Below are 16,927 nucleotides of genomic sequence, written 5' to 3'. Positions count from 1 at the left end.
TCCATCATCAAGCTTACCAACAATGAAAATCTTATTTACCAAAAACATAGACCCTGCCGTTATATCCAGAGAATTAGGCCCGGAAATTTCAGCTGACTGTGTTGAAGTAATTAAGACTTCACCGATAAGAATAACACCGTTTGACCTTAAAAATTACTCTTTAATTTTTACAAGTGTCAATGGTGTTACTTCATTTTTTGAAAACGGCTTTAAACCCAACGAAGATTTTACCGTAAAGAACTATAATAAAATCTACTGTGTTGGAGAAAAGACAAAACGGGAACTTAGAAAACATGGTTTCGGCACTTTTAAAGTATTGAAAAACGCTGAATCCCTTTCCGGTTTTATTATTGGAAAATGCCAGCACGAAAAGTTTCTTCACTTCTGCGGCAATCTGGCTATTGATGTTCTGGACAAAGATCTTCCTTTACAGAATATTAAATATAAAAAGATTACCATTTACACGACAGAAGAACTATATCCTTCAGTATCTGAAAAATATCATGCTGCAGTTTTTTTTAGTCCGAGCGGAGTTCGTAGTTTTGCAAAATTAAATTCTCTGGATGGCATGAAAATTTTTTCGATAGGCGAAACAACTTCCGGAGAACTTAGAAAATATACAAAAGAGAAGATCTTTACATCAGAGGGCAACACTTTGATTTCAATTTTTGAACTGATAAAAAAAGAGCTTTAAAAATCTTCTAAGATCCATCAATAATAACTGCCTGAAAAGACAGGACGACAGTTTTAAGTTTAAATAAATTATGATTAAAAACGACTTATATTTAAAAGCACTCCGCGGAGAAACCGTTGAAAGGCCTCCAGTATGGATGATGAGACAGGCCGGAAGATATCTGCCGGAATTCATTGCTCTTCGTGATCAGTATGATTTCTTTACAAGATGTCAGACTCCTGAACTTGCCGCAGAAATTACCATACAGCCAATCAGAAGATTCCCTCTGGATGCTGCCATTCTGTTCTCTGATATTTTAGTGGTTCCCCAGGCTATGGGAATTGATTTTAAAATGAAAGAATCCGTAGGCCCTTGGCTGGATAATCCTATCAGAACAGCAGAACAGGTTCAGAATATTGAAGTTCCTGATGTAAATGATACCTTAGGATACGTTTTTGACGCTATTGAACTCACTCTTCAGAAACTGGACAATGAAATCCCATTGATTGGTTTTGCAGGTTCTCCATGGACGATTCTTTGCTACTGTGTAGAAGGAAAAGGCAGCAAAGCTTTTGATATTGCGAAATCATTCTGTTTCCAGCAGCCTGAAGCAGCTCACTTACTTCTTCAGAAAATCACCGATACTACCATTGCTTATCTTAAAAGAAAAGTAGAAAAAGGAGTTTCTGCCGTTCAGGTATTTGATTCCTGGGGAGGAATGTTATCTCCTGCTGACTATCAGGAATTCTCATGGCAGTATATCAACCAGATTGTTGAAGCATTAAGCCCATTAACCCACGTTGTGGTATTTGGAAAAGGATGTTGGTTTGCCCTGGAAGATATGACTATCTCCAAAGCTTCTGCATTGGGTGTTGACTGGACGATCACTCCTGAGTTTGCAAGAACTTTAACCAATCATACGATGACCCTTCAGGGAAATTTTGATCCGGCAAGACTGCATTCCACTCCTGAAACAATCAAAAAAATGGTGACTGAAATGATCAACCGTTTTGGAAAAGACCGTTATATCGCCAACCTTGGACACGGAATTCTTCCTAATATCCCGGTAGAAAATGCTGAAGCCTTCATCAGAGCTGTTGTGGACTGGAAACCAAACTCTGAATTTTAAATACAAACTGAATACAATCCTAAATAATAAGCCTCATGAGTTTTAAACTTATGAGGTTTTTACATCAAAAAAACTAAATCTATGGAAAACGAAAATAATCCTAATTTTGAGGACTTTATGAACTTTGTTAATCAAACCAGTGAAGAGAAAAAGCAGGAAATTAATACTGAGTTATATGGCAAAATATCTTTGTGTGTGGATCAGGTTATTGAGTTCCGGCAAAGTAAAGACCCGGGCCTTTTTATTACAACATTTCAGAAGCTTAAAGAAATAGCCTTGGAATGCGATATAGATGAGATTACCAACATCTTACTATACGAAAGAATTTACGCCACCCATTCAAAGGAATACAGCGAATTTTTCTCAGACATTGTGGTCCCTCAAATGTATGGAAAGATTAAAAAAGAAAATTTTCAGTATATCGAAAATATCATATTTACCCAGGAGGACAGCAAAAGAGAGCAGGCTCTGGTTATCTATCTCAAAATAGCCAAAGAACATGGCGAGCATCAGCGAAAGATTCTGAACTTTGTGGAACAGAACTATCAACAATTTTCTAAAAATCAAAAAGTTCTTTATTGTATGCTGACAGATGAAATACTGAGCCACAGCCCACACGCCAATAGAATTAAAAAATTAATGAACATAAAAGAATATTCATTAACCTATGGAGGTGATGACACTCGCGAAAGCAATCAGGAACACAAATCCCTCAATAAAAAATGGTGGGAAATCTGGAAATAAACTATAAAAAAACCTCTGAACATCCAGAGGTTAATTTTTTTATTATGAAAGCATTCGTTGCGCCTTTTTAACACCTTCTACGAGAAGATCAATTTCCTCAAAAGTATTGTAGACTGCGAAACTGGCTCTTACCGTACCTGCGATATTAAAGAAATTCATAATCGGCTGCGTACAGTGATGTCCCGTTCTTACAGCAATACCCATTTTATCAAGGATCATTCCTACATCTGAAGAAATACCCACTCCTTCCAAGTTAAAGGAAACAACACCTGTTCTTTTGGCTTTTTCACCATAAATTTTAATGTTATCCAACTGTAAAAGCTGTCGCTGTGCATATTCCAGTAATGCATTTTCATGATTCTGAATATTCTGTCTTCCTACTTTTTCCATGAAATCGACTGCTGCACCTAAAGCTATATTTCCGCCTACGTTAGGGGTTCCTGCTTCATATTTAAACGGAAGTCCTGCATAAGTAGTTCCCTCAAATGAACAGGTTGCAATCATTTCTCCACCTCCGTGAAACGGCGGCAACTCTTCCAGGATTTCACGTTTACCATATAAAATCCCTGTTCCCATCGGAGCATACATCTTATGACCGGAGAACACAAAGAAATCACAATCCAGTTTCTGAACATCAATATCGAAATGAGGTGCAGACTGTGCTCCATCAATAACAATATAGGCATCCGTATTTTTTCTGGTTCTGGCAATGATCTCTTCAATAGGATTCACGATTCCCAATGCATTGGAAACCTGATTCACAGAAACCACCTTAGTCTTTTCGCTTAAAAACCGATCCAGATAATCCAGCTGAAGAATACCATTTTCATCAATTGGAATAACACGCAGTTTAGCCCCCGTTCTTTCACACAGCATTTGCCATGGAACAATATTGGAATGGTGCTCCAGATATGAAATAATGATCTCATCATCTTTCTTTAATTTCTGTGTCAGGATATAAGCGATAAGGTTTAAGCCTTCTGTTGTTCCTTTTGTAAAGATTACTTCAAAATCATGTTCAGCATTGATGAATTTTTGAATCTTTCTTCTGGAAAGCTCCATTTCTTCTGTTGCCAGCTGGCTCAATGTATGAATTCCCCGGTGAACATTTGCATTGATCTCTGTATAATATGCATGACAGACTTCTAAAACCGAATTTGGCTTCTGAGATGTAGCTGCATTATCTAAATAAACCAGCGGCTTACCGTTCACTTCCCTGCTCAATATAGAAAACTGGTTTCTTATTTCCTGAATGTCAAACATTTATTTATTTTTTAAATTAAAACGTTCTTATTTAGAACACTTCAAATTTACGGCTTTTTTTCCGAAAGGAGGTACCCGGTTAAGAGGTGATCGTTGTCATTTGATAGAAATATTCAATGATTCCAAGTGAAGAATGCTGATAAATAGAAAATTTAAATTCAGTAATTGTTTATTATCATTCTGTTTTAAGCACAAAAAAACCTGTCAAAAAATTGACAGGTTTATATGGTCTAAATAAGAAATTCTTATTCTGCAGATTTTTCTTCTGTTGTAGGAACATCAGGAGACTGCGTTGCCACTTCTTCTGCTTCTTCTTCATCTTCATCATCCATTGCAGCAGCACCTCCTTTCATTGCATTTCTAGACATCTTAACAGCTACAACAACTGCATTGTCCGGGTGCATGAAAGAATATCCTTCAGTTTTGATTCCTCCAACATAAAGTTTGTTACCAATTCTTAATGGAGTTACATCTACAACGATCTCATCAGGAAGGTTTGCAGGAATAGCTTTCACTTTTAGTTTTCTGAAAGACTGACGTAGAACACCACCAGCAACAACACCTTTAGAACGCCCTGTAATTCTTACTGGAACTTCCATAATAACCGGCTTATCATCAGATAACTGGTAGAAGTCAATGTGAAGAATTTTGTCTGTAATTGGGTGGAACTGAATATCCTGAAGAACAGCTGGAATAGTTTTTCCGTCAACTTCAATAGATACCGTGTGTGCTTCAGGAGTGTATACTAATCCTTTGAAAGCTCTCTCTTCTGCAGAGAAGTTCAAAGGTGCCTCACCTCCATAAACAACACAAGGAACTAATTCAGCATCACGTAAAGCTTTTGTAGACTTTTTGCCCACGCTTTCTCTTTTTGTACCTTGAATTGTAATAGATTTCATTTATAAAAATTTAAAAATTTGTTCTGATTTAAATTTGCAATCCGTTTAAAATCAATTAAATAACAAACTTACTACTAATTGATTGGTGCTCATGAACCATCTTCATCACGTCCGCAAATAACGGGGCGCAAGATAGCACTTTTATTTTAGATGACAAATTATTTTGCACAGGAATTGAATCAGTTACAATAACTTCCAGTAATTTTGATTTCTCAATATTCTCATAAGCTTTTCCTGAAAGCACTCCGTGAGTAGCCATAGCTCTTACTGTTTTTGCTCCCTTCTCCATCAGGATCTCAGCAGCTTTGCAAAGTGTTCCCGCAGTATCAATCATATCATCAATAAGAATCACGTTCTTCCCATCTACATCACCAATAAGGAACATCTCCTCTACTACATTCGCTTTTTTTCTTTCCTTATAAGCAATTACAACTTCTGCACCCAGGTGGCCTGCATAGTTTTTCGCTCTTTTCGCACCTCCCATATCCGGAGAAGCAATGGTAAGGTTATCCAGGTTCAGAGATTTGATGTAGTCTACGAAAATAGTAGAAGCATACAGATGATCTACCGGAATTTCGAAGAATCCCTGGATCTGATCTGCGTGCAGGTCCATTGTCATTACTCTTGTAGCCCCTGCTGCTGTTAACAGGTTAGCAACCAATTTTGCCCCTATCGGAGCTCTCGGCTTGTCTTTCCTGTCCTGTCTTGCAAGTCCGAAATAAGGAATTACAACAGTAATACTCTTCGCGGAAGCTCTTTTTGCTGCATCAATCATTAGAAGAAGTTCCAAAAGATTGTCTGCAGGAGGGAAAGTAGATCCGATTAAGAAAACTCTTCCTCCTCTTACGGATTCATCCAGAACAGGTTCAAATTCCCCGTCGCTAAACTCCTGAAAGTTGATTTTTCCTAATTCTTTCCCATAATACTGGGCAATTTTTTCTGCCAAGTCCTTGCTCGTCCTTGTACAAAATAGATAACTTAACTGATCGGCCATTTTTACTTTTTAAAGATTTTGCAAATTTAAAAAAAAACCACAAGATTTGTTCTTGTGGTTTCTAAGTTTTTATTTTCGTGTATGATTACGGGAATTTTATTCCGGAATATTTATTAGGATCTACCTGTGGTAAAGTAGATTTATATCTTGCATTGATTGCTTTAATGAATTCGTTGGCAATCACAGCATATCCTCTTCCTGTCAGGTGAACTCCATCCAGTGAAAATGCGCCTCCGGTTACAAATTTAGCAGTGTATCTCACACCATCCCATGAAATTCCGGATTGCCCACCCAGCTCATTCATTTTAGCATTTGCATCTACGAAAGCAAGCCCTTTTGCTGAGGCAATTTCTTTAAGCGCATCATTATAAGCTTTTGTGGCAGTCATTACTTTTGCCGTTTCTTTTTCTGTAAGAACATATCTGTCTTCTAAAGGAACTGCAGTCCCTGCGCTTATCCCTTGCGGATTACATGTTGCGTCGTAAGGCTTAAGCAGATTTGAAGCTGGTAAAATGATAAAATCATTACTTGTTGTCTGTCTGTAAGACTTCAATCCAGGATTATATACAGTAAGGTCTTTTAGATCTTTATCCAATATTATGGCTCCGTTTGCAGTGGCTCCGGCAGTAAACTTGATCACTCTGCTCTGATATTCAGCATCAGTAATCACTCCCATTGTTTTCATCTGTAAAATTCCGGCATTGTAAGGAGCATAAGCGGTGTTCAGCTGTGCTGCCTGTGCATCGGAAAGATTAGAAATAGGCTTACTAGGCACTGTAGTGAAAAACGGAATTGTCGTTACATTAGGAATGTTTGCCAACACTCCTTTTGCCCCATTAGCGGTAAGCGCAGTTACATAAGAATTGATCGTAGACTTATAAAGTGTAGGGTCTGTAATGTCATTATTCCCATAGGTAAGAGGATTGGGATTTCCTGTTTGATCCACCCCTGTTCCACCACTGGTAGCATAAGAAAGAACATCGTTATTACCAATCCAAAGAGAGAAGAAAGTAGGCGCCTGAGCAACAGCTGCTGCAACCGGACTTACTCCTGTTGAGAATCTTGAATAATAAGGATTTAATGCTCCATAATTACCCAATCCCAAATGGAAAGACTTCGCTCCCGGAACCCCAAGATTCTGGTAAGGTCCGCCGGAAGAAACATTATCTAACGGAGCACCCGGTGCAGATGGTTTTGGAGCCAAAGCATTATTACACCCCACTGTTAAAGTAATTTTACCATAAAAATCACCTGTTGCAGGATTAGCAAGGTTGGTAAAACCTCCGCTATTATTAGGCATCATCGGCTGCTTGAACTCTCCTCCGCCGGCAAGTTTCATCTGAGTAGCCAACATTAATGGATAGGATTCATTCTGCCCGTCGACATAGAGAGCATTATCTCTGAAACCTGAAGTTAATGAGTTTCCAAGGGCTATGTATTTTGAGAAATTCGCCTCGCCATTCGTTACCTTAATATCTTTTACATCAGTATCAAAGTCGTTGTTACAGCTTGTTGTAAAAAGAAGTGCAGAAACAGCAAGTGTTGATATTATAATTTTTTTCATAGTCTTTTAATTAAAAAGGATTATAAGATAAACCTAAACCAAAGTAGAATGCTTTAGCTTTTGCCTGTCCGTAAAAACCAAGATTCGCATTGTTTACGTCTCTCGCCTGAGGTATAGCATATCCACCTGCTATATCAACTCCGAATTGCTTTAATTTAAATCCAAGTCCTCCCGTAATTACATAGGTATTGAACGAAGGAGTCTCAGGAATAAAATGATCATCGGTGTAAGGAGATTCGTCATAGTAAGCACCCAAACGTCCAAAGATCATATTGCTGAATGCATATTGTGTTCCCAATCTGAAGGTCTTGGAATTTCTGAAGTTTTTAGAAGCTACAAGAACAGTAGGATCTGCCTGATTTCCAACCGGAGCGTTTGCAAAATCTAATGTCAGCTTACCATATCTTTCCCATCCATGATAGTTAAAGTCCGCTGAAACTAACCACTTAGGAGTGACTTTATAGGTAAGACCAATTGTGTATTCTTCTACCAAAGGAAGGGTTGCAGTGAATTTATCCTGTCCGGTACTTGGATCCAAACCTAAAAGCGGATAAATATTAGCTGACGGGAACTGGAATGTTGCTGTTCCTTTTTTAGCTTTCATATCTACAGGAGAACGGTAAGCGATACTTACATCCAGCTTAGGATCAGGTCTGAAATAGAATCCGAATCCATATCCGCTTCCACTGGCTTTTTCATCTTTAATATTGAGTTGTCCGCCGAATTGCGTAACGGCTTTATCCCAGTTTACTTTTCCTTTAGCATAGATATAACTTGCACCGAATGACATCCAGGGAGCAAGTTTCACAGATACCATCGGCTGAAAATAAAAACTTTTTAGTTCTAACTTCTGCACCATCTCTTTCCCCTCCCAATCGTTAGGCCATTGAATGGTACTTCCAAAAGGTGTTGAAAAACTAAAACCAACTGATAAATTCTCTATCGGCTTATATGCAATTGCAGCATAGATAGGTGTTCCAAGAGGATTATCAGTTTCCGTACTCTGTAAAGTATTCAGGTTTTGAAAAGTCACCTTATTACTCGCCCCAAATCCTCCTGCAACAATACTCAGTTTAGAAGGAATGAATGACATACCCGCCGGGTTGAAGAATGCCACACTTGCATCTTCGGCATGAGCACTAGTATGTGCCATTGCCAATTGCTTCACCCCTTGCAGAGAAACCCTGAAGCCTCCTGCATAAGCCAAAACACCCGCCAATAAAGCAGTTGATACTAATATTTTTTTCATAGACTATTATTATATAACCCAAATATAAAGTTATTTTAAATACACTTGTTAATAATTCCCAATATTTTAAACAATATCCTAAAAGAAAATTATGTTTAAAATAATACTTTGATGATTATTATCCATAATGTTATAATTTTTAGTGATTTAGGCCTTACAATAATAAATTAAGATTTTAACGTTTAATGTTAAACAAGGATGTTATTGAATATTTAAGTATTTTAGAATTGCGTAAAGATAAATTTACATAAATTTGCAAGATTATAAACAAATAATAGTGATATGAGTTGTGGATGCAAAACATCCGGCGATTCTACACATTCGTGCGGACCTAAAAAGACCGCGAATGGCTGTGAAAATGTAAATACCTGCGGGAATAGTTATAAATTAAGTGTTTTTGACTGGCTTTCTAACATCAACAATCCCACGCCGAACAGGTGTGATTTTGTAGAAGTTAGATTTAAAAATGACAGAAAATCGTTTTTTAAGAATGTAAACAATATTCCTTTACATATAGGTAGCGTAGTAACAGTAGAATCCAGCCCGGGACACGATGTAGGCGTAGTAAGCCTTACGGGAGAATTAGTAAAGATTCAGATGAAAAAGAAGAAATTTCCTGATGAATCTGCACTGAAAATATACAGACAAGCCAACCAGAAGGACCTCGAGGTCTGGCAGGAAGTGCGAAAAAAAGAAGACAGTGTAAAACTTGAGGCCAGAAAGATCGCTCATCGCATCGGCCTTGAGATGAAGGTTACCGATGTAGAGTATCAGGGTGATGCATCAAAGATCACATTTTACTATACAGCAGATAACCGAGTGGATTTCAGGCAATTGATCAAAGACTATGCCGGGGCTTTCAGAACAAAGATCGACATGAAACAGATTGGGTTCAGACAGGAAGCTGCAAAAGTAGGAGGAATAGGATCTTGTGGAAGAGAACTCTGCTGCTCCACCTGGCTTACAGATTTCAGGTCTGTCAATACCAATGTGGCTAGATATCAACAGTTGAGTATTAATCCCCAGAAACTTGCAGGGCAGTGTGGTAAGCTTAAATGCTGTCTCAATTATGAATTGGATAGTTATCTGGATGCTTTGAGCCATTTCCCATCTTCTTCAACCACTTTAGACACCGAAAAAGGACGGGCATTCTGCATCAAAATAGATGTTTTCAAAAAGAAAATGTGGTTTGCTTATGTGGAAAACTCTATTGCATGGTATGATTTTGATATCGACCTTGTAAAAAAACTGATCTCCAAAAACAAACGCGGAGAAAAGACACTTCCTTTAGAAGATCTTAAACAGCCTGATACTTCTATGCAGACTATTGATCTGATCCAGGAAAACAATGTAGATCGTTTCGAAAAGAAAAACAGAGGAAACAGAAACAGAAATAACCAGAATAAGCAAAATAATAACCCACAAAATCAGGGACAGGGACAAAAGAGAAACAGACCGGAAAGGCAAGAAAGACCGGAACGTTCTGAAAAACCTGAAAATCCAAATGCTCATTCAGGAAATCAGCAGAGGCAGCAAAAACCAAACCCACAGCCAAAAGCACAAGTGGAAAAGGCAGAAACCGGAGCTGATGGTGAGAAAAAATCTCAAAACAACAACCCGAACAAAAAGAAATTCAAAAAGAAATACCCGCCAAAAAAAGATAAAGATGTATAAAATTTTAGGATTATTTACCCTTATCCTTTTCTTTAGCTGTACTTCTTCTTCAGGAGAAGAAGTCATCATGAGTTCTGTTAACAATAAATGGAATAAGAAAAGTGAACAGAAATTTAATCTTGAAGTTTCAGATCCGCAGAATCTTAAAAATATTATATTTGTTGTAAGAAACAACAATAGTTATCCTTACAGCAATATAAGATTTATCGTGAATTTCACCAATCTTCAGAACAAGAAAAAGGAAACTGATACCCTGAATTATGTTCTGGCAAAACCAAACGGCGAATGGCTTGGTACAGGTTTTGGTGACACGAAGGAAGTTTTGTTTCAGTATAGAACGAATTATAAGTTTCCAACAAAAGGGAAATATGAAATAGGGCTGATCCAGGCGATGCGGAATGATAACCTTCCGGGAATAGAGGATGTTGGAGTAAAAATAGAAACGGCTAAACCGTAACCATAAATGGAAGACAACAAACAAAATGCAGGAAACAGGGGAAAAACCTTCCCTCTTCCTCCCAAAAATAAGAAAAATAACTCATGGAAGAGATGGGTTAAATTTATTTGGATTGGACTCATTGCGGTAGTTTTAGGAATTTCAGGACTTTTCTTTGCTGTTTCCCAGGGATTTCTTGGGGAAATGCCGGATGTAAAAGAACTGGAAAACCCAGACATCTATGTAGCTTCTGAAATTATTTCATCAGACGGGGTTACCTTAGGTAAGTTTGAAAAAGAAAAAACACAGCCTATCGTTTATAAAGACCTTCCTCCTTATCTTATATATGCTCTTCAGGCTAAAGAAGATGAACGTTTCAAGGAGCATTCCGGTATCGATTTAAAATCTATTCTGAGAGCAGTACGATATGGAGGAGACCGAGGTGGAGGTTCTACCATTACCCAGCAGCTGGCTAAACTTTTATTTACTAAAAATCCATCTAAAAATCCTATTAAAAGAGGGATCCAAAAGCTAAAAGAATGGTCTGTTGCCGTAAGTTTAGAAAAGCGCTACACCAAAGAAGAAATCATTACCCTCTATTTCAATAAATTCGATTTCACCTATAATGCGAATGGTATTGAAATGGCTTCCAAGATTTACTTTAACAAAAAAACTTCGGAACTTACCCTTCCTGAAGCAGCGGTTTTTGTAGCCATGTTAGAAGCTCCTATTGCCAATAACCCTATGAGAAACCCTGAGCGTGCCAAGCGAAGAAGAGATGTTGTTTTACAACAAATGTTTGAAACAGGATATATAGACCAGTCAACCTATGATAAAGCAGTTAACACACCTATTGAGGTAGACTATCATCCCATTAAAAATATTAATGATGACTACTCGGCTTACTATAAGTTTTATTTAAGAAAGGAAATTGATAAGTATCTTGAAGCCAACGAAAAAGAGACGGGTAAAAAACTGAATCTTTATAAAGACGGACTAAAAATCTATGTAACTCTTGATTCAAAAATGCAGAAGTATGCAGAAGAAGCAATCAAGGAACACTTAACAGATCTTCAAAAAAGATTTGATGCAGAACAAAGAGGCAGAAAAAACAGACCTTTCTATTATTTAACAGATAAGCAGGTGACCAGTGTAATGACCCAGGCAATGAAGAGAACCGGGCGTTACAAACAACTGAAAGCAGCCGGAATTACAGAAGATTCTATTTTATTGGAATTCCACAAGCCTATCAAAACATCACGTTTCACATGGAGCGGAGAAGAAGAAGTTGAAATGTCACCTTGGGACTCTATCAGATATCACAAACAGATTGCTCAGGCAGGTCTAATGTCTATGGTTCCGGGAAGTGGAGAGATCAAAGCATGGGTAGGAGGTATTGACTGGCAGCACTTCCAGTATGACCACATCAAACAAGGGAAAAGACAGGTAGGATCTACCTTCAAGCCTTTCGTATATGCCACTGCTATTATGAAACTTGGAATGACCCCATGTTCCACTGTTTCTAACGGAACTTACGACCACAAAGGATGGCATGTTCCGGGAAGAGGAGGAATGCTTACCTTAAAAGATGCATTAGCTCATTCTCAAAACCCGGTAGCAGCACGTCTTATTGAAATGACGGGTGTAGATGCCGTAATCCAGACTGCAAGAGATCTGGGGGTTACAGAAGATATCCCTAGAAACAATACCATTGCACTAGGTTCATCAGATATTACCATCTATGAAATGCTAGGTGCCTACAGTACTTTCGCCAACTATGGAAACTACAATAAACCGGAGATGATCTGGAGAATTGAAGACGCCAACGGACGAGTGATCAAAGAAGTTAATGTAGAGCCTAAAGAAGTAATGAATCCAATGTACGCGTACACCATGATTGAACTGATGAAGGGCGTTTCACAATACGGAACTGCTTCAGGAGAATTAGGAAGAAGAGGGATTTCAAAAGCTGTGGAAATTGCAGCCAAAACAGGTACTACACAGAACAACTCTGACGGTTGGTTTATGGGAATCACTCCAAAACTGGCTACCGGAGCCTGGGTAGGATGGGAAGACAGAGCTACCCACTTCTACGGAACTGGTGAAGGTCAGGGTGCGAAAATGGCACTCCCAATCTGGGCGATCTTCATGAAGAAAGTATGGGCAGATAAGAGTTTAGGAATTACACCAGACGACAAGTTCACCCGCCCATCAGACTGGAAAGACGGCTGTTCAAATCTTAAAGGACTAGGTGAAGGCTATGGTGATGAAGGAGGTCTTCAGACCATCGATGAGATCAAAAACCCAAGACCTGCCGATCCTACTCCAAAGAATAACACAGAAAAGAAAGAAGAAAATATCAATGAAAACCTTCATTCATCAGACAATGTAGATTTCAATAAATAAATTCTCTTTTATCAATACATAAGACCTTTCATTAATTTGGAAGGTCTTTTCTTTTTTAATTAATACCTTTGATGGATGAATATTGAACAGATCAGACAGCCTTTTACTGAAATATTTCCCGGAGACTTATCCGGCAATACTATACAGAGAAACACTCCAAAGGTTTTATTTGCCTCCACTCAGCCCGCTGGTTTTAATCATCCACAGCTGATTGTCTTCAACCAGAGTCTTTCAGATGAAATTGGATTGGGAAAATATGAAGAAAAAGACCTGGATTTTCTTGTCGGAAATAATCTTTCGGAAAATATTCACCCTTATTCTACCGCTTATGCAGGTCATCAGTTCGGAAACTGGGCCGGCCAGCTTGGAGATGGAAGGGCAATACTGGCTGGAGAAATCACCAATACTGCAGGAAAGAAAACAGAAATACAATGGAAGGGAGCCGGAGCCACACCCTATTCAAGACATGCAGATGGCAGAGCCGTACTGAGATCTTCGGTACGTGAATATCTGATGAGCGAAGCCATGTATCATTTAGGAGTTCCTACTACCAGAGCTTTAAGCCTTGCTTTAACCGGCGAAGATGTCGTTCGGGATATGATGTACAACGGCAATCCCCAACTGGAAAAAGGAGCTGTGGTGATAAGAACTGCCGAAAGCTTCCTTCGGTTCGGGCATTTTGAACTAATGTCTGCCCAGAGAGAATATGATACCCTACAGGATCTTGTTGATTTTACTATAGATCATTACTTCCCGGAAATTACCTCGGAAGGGATACAGAAATATAAAGACTTCTTTGCTGCAGTTTGTACCAGAACAGCAGATTTAATGACTGAATGGTTCAGGGTTGGATTTGTACATGGGGTAATGAATACAGATAATATGTCTATTTTAGGACTGACTATTGATTATGGACCTTATTCTATGATGGATGAATATGATTTAAACTTTACCCCAAACACCACTGATCTTCCGGGAAGAAGATACGCCTTCGGAAAGCAGGGGCAAATCTCCCAATGGAACCTCTGGCAACTTGCCAATGCACTTCACCCGTTAATCAAAGATGAGACATTTTTAGAAGATACACTGAATCATTACGGAACCTATTTCTGGGAAGCTCACGACAAAATGCTCTGCAGAAAATTTGGATTTGATGAACTGCGAAAAGATGATGAAGATTTTTTCACCAACTGGCAGGGCTTAATGCAGGAACTCCAACTGGATTATACTTTATTTTTCAATCAGCTGGAAAAGCTGTTCTTTACTCAGGATACCCGATCTCTTTTTGAAAATGTTTCTTATACTGTGTGGACTGAAGAAAAATTCAGAAAGCTGGAGAACTTTATCAAGCAATATCAAACCAGAATCACTTCCAATACAATTTCAACTGAAGAATCTTTGGCATTGATGAGACGGTCAAATCCTAAATTTACCCTTAGAAACTATCTTCTTTATGAATGTATTGAAGAGATTACCCATGGAAAAACCGAAATGCTGAATAAGCTCACAAAAGCTTTGGAAAATCCTTACGAAGAAATTTATCCTGAATGGTCTGCAAAACGCCCTTCAGCTTATGATGAAACAACTGGGTGCTCTACTCTTTCTTGTAGTTCTTAAATTGATTATTATTAATTAAATATGTTGATATTATGTTTTTTTACTATATTTACAAGTAAATTTAAACGTATAAATCAATGAAAACAAAATTACTCTTCATTTTACTAACCTCTTCAATATTTGGAAATGCACAAATATTATCAGAGACATTTCAAGGAACGACATTTCCTCCTACAGGATGGACAACGGGTTCAACAGTAGCATCCAGACCTTGGGCATTCACAACAGATATGTTTGATGATGAAGGTCAAGCAACATTCAACATCACAGGAGGAAAATCTGCAGCTATCGGATGGATTGCACAAAGCAATAATGCTCATTTAACAAGTCCTTCTTTTAGTTTAGCCGGAACAACCGACCCTGTTCTAAAATTCAACGCTAAAATAGGATATGAGTACATGGTTGCTCCGTTCGCCAACGGAGATTTAAAAGTTGAAGTTTCAACAAACGGGGGAACTACATGGACTCAGGTATGGGTTGAAGAAAATTATGGAGTTTATGATGATTATGAAACATTAGCAATTACTGTTAATTTAACTCCATATGCTGGTCAGGCAAATGTCAAAATTAGATTCCGTTATGTAGCTACCGATGCAGACAGCCTTTCAATTGATGATATAAGAGTCTTAGCAAGTGGAACACTGTCTACTCAGGAAGCAAATGGTAAAGCTAATCACTCAACAAACATCTACCCGAATCCTACCAAAGGTGAAATTAACATAAAGACAGACAAAAAAATCAAATCCACTACGGTATTTGATATGACTGGTAAATCTTTATTAATAAATAATTCTGAAAAAACAGATATTTCTTCACTTCCAAAAGGAATCTATTTATTAAAAGTAGACTTCCTTGACGGAACATCTGTTTCTGAAAAAGTAATCAAACAATAATTTTATTTATTAAATATCATAAACCTCACCCAATCCGGTGAGGTTTTTATTTTTACTTTTGCAAAAAAATAGATCCATGTCTTTTATTAAAACAAAAATCATCCATTTTTTAAGGTTGGCATTCCCGTCCTCTCGTACTGAGCTGGCTGTTTTCCTGTTTTTCTTTATCTGCTATGGAATTCTAGGTACTTACATCGCCCTTAACTACAGAATTATTTTTGACAGCAGGATTCCGTGGGATGCCTATTTTAGCTTTGATAATAAAGCGATTGTAATGTCCGGCGGAAGCTTTGAAAGGCACCCTCTCTCCTATTATTTCTTCAACTGGATAAGAGAGACTGCTCTTTTTATTTCAGGCGGAAAAATGGACGCTAATTTCAGACTAACACTGGCTTGGTTCAGCAATACAGCCATTAGTCTGTGCATGCTTCAAATTTTTAAATATCTTAAAAATATTATCGAGCTGCCGCTTAAAATCAGTCTTCTGATCCTTCTATTTTTTGGATTTTTCTCGACCAATATTATTCTTTCATTCACTCCTGAAAACTTCACTTATACGCTCTTCCTGCTAAGTTTATATAACTATTATGCAGCCATAAAACTTAAAAAAGACGGAAAAATTGCAGGATCCGCGATGGTATTGGCCGGAATTTCAATCGGAGGGCTTACCATCACCAATCTGGTCAAAGTTTTTATTCCGGTAGCCTTTGAAAAAGATCTTTTCAGAAACTGGAAAAAATTTGGGAATGCTGTTTTCAGAGTAATGCTTACGACAGCCAGCTTTGTATTCTTATACTTATTCAGGATTGATTTTAAATACCAGAACATTTTTTCAAAAACCAACCAGCAATATGAAAAGTTCTCCAATGTAGAATCTATTCCGGATTGGGATATGATCCTTTCTTACTTTTTCGGAGGTAATATTCTGTTTCCGAGCTTCATGATTACCGATAAACACAATATGAAAGGATTTGATTTCAAAGGTCTTTTAATGGAACCTTATTCATCCCTGTTTCCTTATATTTTCATAGTCATTCTTTTAGCTCTGATATGTTGGAGTTATTTTAAAAATTTCAACAATAAACTGGTCCAGATCCTGATGATTTCTTTCCTTGTAGACATTGTCATTCACTGCATCATGAGGTTCGGGCTCCACACGTCATATATTTACGGCGGACACTTCGTTTTCCTCTATCCGTTGTTGTTGGGATGGCTTTTTTATGCCTATAAAAAACAGCCTCAGATCGTGACATTTTTAACCGTTTCGACAGGCATTTTATTCATTTTTCTGGCAGTCAATAATACCCTGCGGATGTCAGACTTTTTCTGGTTTCTGAATCGCTATTATCAATAAAAAAAACTCCGGAAATTCCGGAGTTTTATACT

Annotated in this window: 14 protein-coding genes; 9 read left to right on the top strand and 5 right to left on the bottom strand. The window is 37.9% G+C overall.

The features are described from left to right. Positions 1-22: 22 nt before the first annotated feature. The 3 genes from FW768_RS16210 (at position 23) to FW768_RS16200 (ending at position 2,546) form a co-directional block, all read left to right on the top strand. Positions 23-694 (top strand): uroporphyrinogen-III synthase, encoded by a 672-nt coding sequence (locus tag FW768_RS16210; RefSeq protein ID WP_153397180.1) that lies wholly within the window; start codon positions 23-25, stop codon positions 692-694. A gap of 70 nt (positions 695-764) precedes the next feature. Beyond that, the gene (gene hemE / locus FW768_RS16205; RefSeq protein WP_153397178.1) at positions 765-1,802 is read left to right on the top strand and encodes a uroporphyrinogen decarboxylase; all 1,038 of its coding nucleotides are present in this window, start codon (positions 765-767) and stop codon (positions 1,800-1,802) included. Between the two features lie 81 nt (positions 1,803-1,883). After that, positions 1,884-2,546 (top strand): hypothetical protein, encoded by a 663-nt coding sequence (locus FW768_RS16200; RefSeq protein WP_153397176.1) that lies wholly within the window; start codon positions 1,884-1,886, stop codon positions 2,544-2,546. A gap of 42 nt (positions 2,547-2,588) precedes the next feature. Here FW768_RS16200 and FW768_RS16195 read toward each other — a convergent pair whose 3' ends face one another. From FW768_RS16195 to FW768_RS16175, 5 genes are all read right to left on the bottom strand, one after another. Next, positions 2,589-3,809 carry a cysteine desulfurase gene (locus FW768_RS16195; protein WP_153397174.1) on the bottom strand — a complete coding sequence of 407 codons (1,221 nt, stop codon included), beginning with the start codon at positions 3,807-3,809 and terminating at the stop codon, positions 2,589-2,591. A gap of 245 nt (positions 3,810-4,054) precedes the next feature. After that, positions 4,055-4,708, bottom strand: a complete 654-nt coding sequence (locus FW768_RS16190; protein WP_153397172.1) for a 50S ribosomal protein L25/general stress protein Ctc — start codon at positions 4,706-4,708, stop codon at positions 4,055-4,057. 55 nt (positions 4,709-4,763) lie between these two features. Then, positions 4,764-5,702 (bottom strand): ribose-phosphate pyrophosphokinase, encoded by a 939-nt coding sequence (locus tag FW768_RS16185; protein WP_153397170.1) that lies wholly within the window; start codon positions 5,700-5,702, stop codon positions 4,764-4,766. 85 nt (positions 5,703-5,787) lie between these two features. Next, entirely contained in the window at positions 5,788-7,266 is a 1,479-nt protein-coding gene (locus FW768_RS16180) for an SGNH/GDSL hydrolase family protein (RefSeq protein ID WP_153397168.1), read from the bottom strand. Between the two features lie 10 nt (positions 7,267-7,276). Beyond that, positions 7,277-8,515 (bottom strand): OmpP1/FadL family transporter, encoded by a 1,239-nt coding sequence (locus tag FW768_RS16175; RefSeq protein ID WP_153397166.1) that lies wholly within the window; start codon positions 8,513-8,515, stop codon positions 7,277-7,279. A gap of 282 nt (positions 8,516-8,797) precedes the next feature. On the opposite strand from FW768_RS16175, the gene FW768_RS16170 reads away from it, so the two are divergent. From FW768_RS16170 to FW768_RS16145, 6 genes are all read left to right on the top strand, one after another. Then, complete coding sequence (locus FW768_RS16170; RefSeq protein WP_153397164.1) at positions 8,798-10,189, top strand: PSP1 domain-containing protein; 1,392 nt, start codon at positions 8,798-8,800, stop codon at positions 10,187-10,189. Continuing rightward, a complete protein-coding gene (locus FW768_RS16165) occupies positions 10,182-10,646 on the top strand; it encodes a gliding motility lipoprotein GldH (RefSeq protein WP_153397162.1) in 465 nt (154 codons plus the stop codon). The genes FW768_RS16170 and FW768_RS16165 overlap by 8 nt, the downstream gene beginning before the upstream one ends. A 6-nt stretch (positions 10,647-10,652) precedes the next feature. Continuing rightward, complete coding sequence (locus tag FW768_RS16160) at positions 10,653-13,031, top strand: penicillin-binding protein 1A (protein ID WP_153397160.1); 2,379 nt, start codon at positions 10,653-10,655, stop codon at positions 13,029-13,031. Between the two features lie 75 nt (positions 13,032-13,106). Further along, positions 13,107-14,648: a protein adenylyltransferase SelO gene (locus FW768_RS16155; protein WP_153397158.1), complete on the top strand. Its 1,542-nt coding sequence runs from the start codon at positions 13,107-13,109 to the stop codon at positions 14,646-14,648. 77 nt (positions 14,649-14,725) lie between these two features. Further along, positions 14,726-15,541, top strand: a complete 816-nt coding sequence (locus FW768_RS16150) for a T9SS type A sorting domain-containing protein (protein WP_153397156.1) — start codon at positions 14,726-14,728, stop codon at positions 15,539-15,541. Positions 15,542-15,617: 76 nt separating this feature from the next. After that, on the top strand, positions 15,618-16,895 hold the full coding sequence (locus FW768_RS16145; protein WP_185151994.1) for a DUF6080 domain-containing protein: 1,278 nt from the start codon (positions 15,618-15,620) through the stop codon (positions 16,893-16,895). Positions 16,896-16,927 lie beyond the last annotated feature (32 nt).

This window comes from Chryseobacterium vaccae, assembly GCF_009602705.1.
GTDB classification, from domain to species: domain Bacteria; phylum Bacteroidota; class Bacteroidia; order Flavobacteriales; family Weeksellaceae; genus Chryseobacterium; species Chryseobacterium vaccae.
Note: the sequence above shows the minus strand (reverse complement) of the source record. Positions and strands in the feature narration are given on the sequence as shown.

Coding starts and splice junctions, on each gene's coding strand:
- FW768_RS16210 (WP_153397180.1), top strand. CDS start 23: ATGAAAATCTTATTTACCAAAAACATAGACCCTGCCGTTATATCCAGA.
- hemE (WP_153397178.1), top strand. CDS start 765: ATGATTAAAAACGACTTATATTTAAAAGCACTCCGCGGAGAAACCGTT.
- FW768_RS16200 (WP_153397176.1), top strand. CDS start 1,884: ATGGAAAACGAAAATAATCCTAATTTTGAGGACTTTATGAACTTTGTT.
- FW768_RS16195 (WP_153397174.1), bottom strand. CDS start 3,809: ATGTTTGACATTCAGGAAATAAGAAACCAGTTTTCTATATTGAGCAGG.
- FW768_RS16190 (WP_153397172.1), bottom strand. CDS start 4,708: ATGAAATCTATTACAATTCAAGGTACAAAAAGAGAAAGCGTGGGCAAA.
- FW768_RS16185 (WP_153397170.1), bottom strand. CDS start 5,702: ATGGCCGATCAGTTAAGTTATCTATTTTGTACAAGGACGAGCAAGGAC.
- FW768_RS16180 (WP_153397168.1), bottom strand. CDS start 7,266: ATGAAAAAAATTATAATATCAACACTTGCTGTTTCTGCACTTCTTTTT.
- FW768_RS16175 (WP_153397166.1), bottom strand. CDS start 8,515: ATGAAAAAAATATTAGTATCAACTGCTTTATTGGCGGGTGTTTTGGCT.
- FW768_RS16170 (WP_153397164.1), top strand. CDS start 8,798: ATGAGTTGTGGATGCAAAACATCCGGCGATTCTACACATTCGTGCGGA.
- FW768_RS16165 (WP_153397162.1), top strand. CDS start 10,182: ATGTATAAAATTTTAGGATTATTTACCCTTATCCTTTTCTTTAGCTGT.
- FW768_RS16160 (WP_153397160.1), top strand. CDS start 10,653: ATGGAAGACAACAAACAAAATGCAGGAAACAGGGGAAAAACCTTCCCT.
- FW768_RS16155 (WP_153397158.1), top strand. CDS start 13,107: ATGAATATTGAACAGATCAGACAGCCTTTTACTGAAATATTTCCCGGA.
- FW768_RS16150 (WP_153397156.1), top strand. CDS start 14,726: ATGAAAACAAAATTACTCTTCATTTTACTAACCTCTTCAATATTTGGA.
- FW768_RS16145 (WP_185151994.1), top strand. CDS start 15,618: ATGTCTTTTATTAAAACAAAAATCATCCATTTTTTAAGGTTGGCATTC.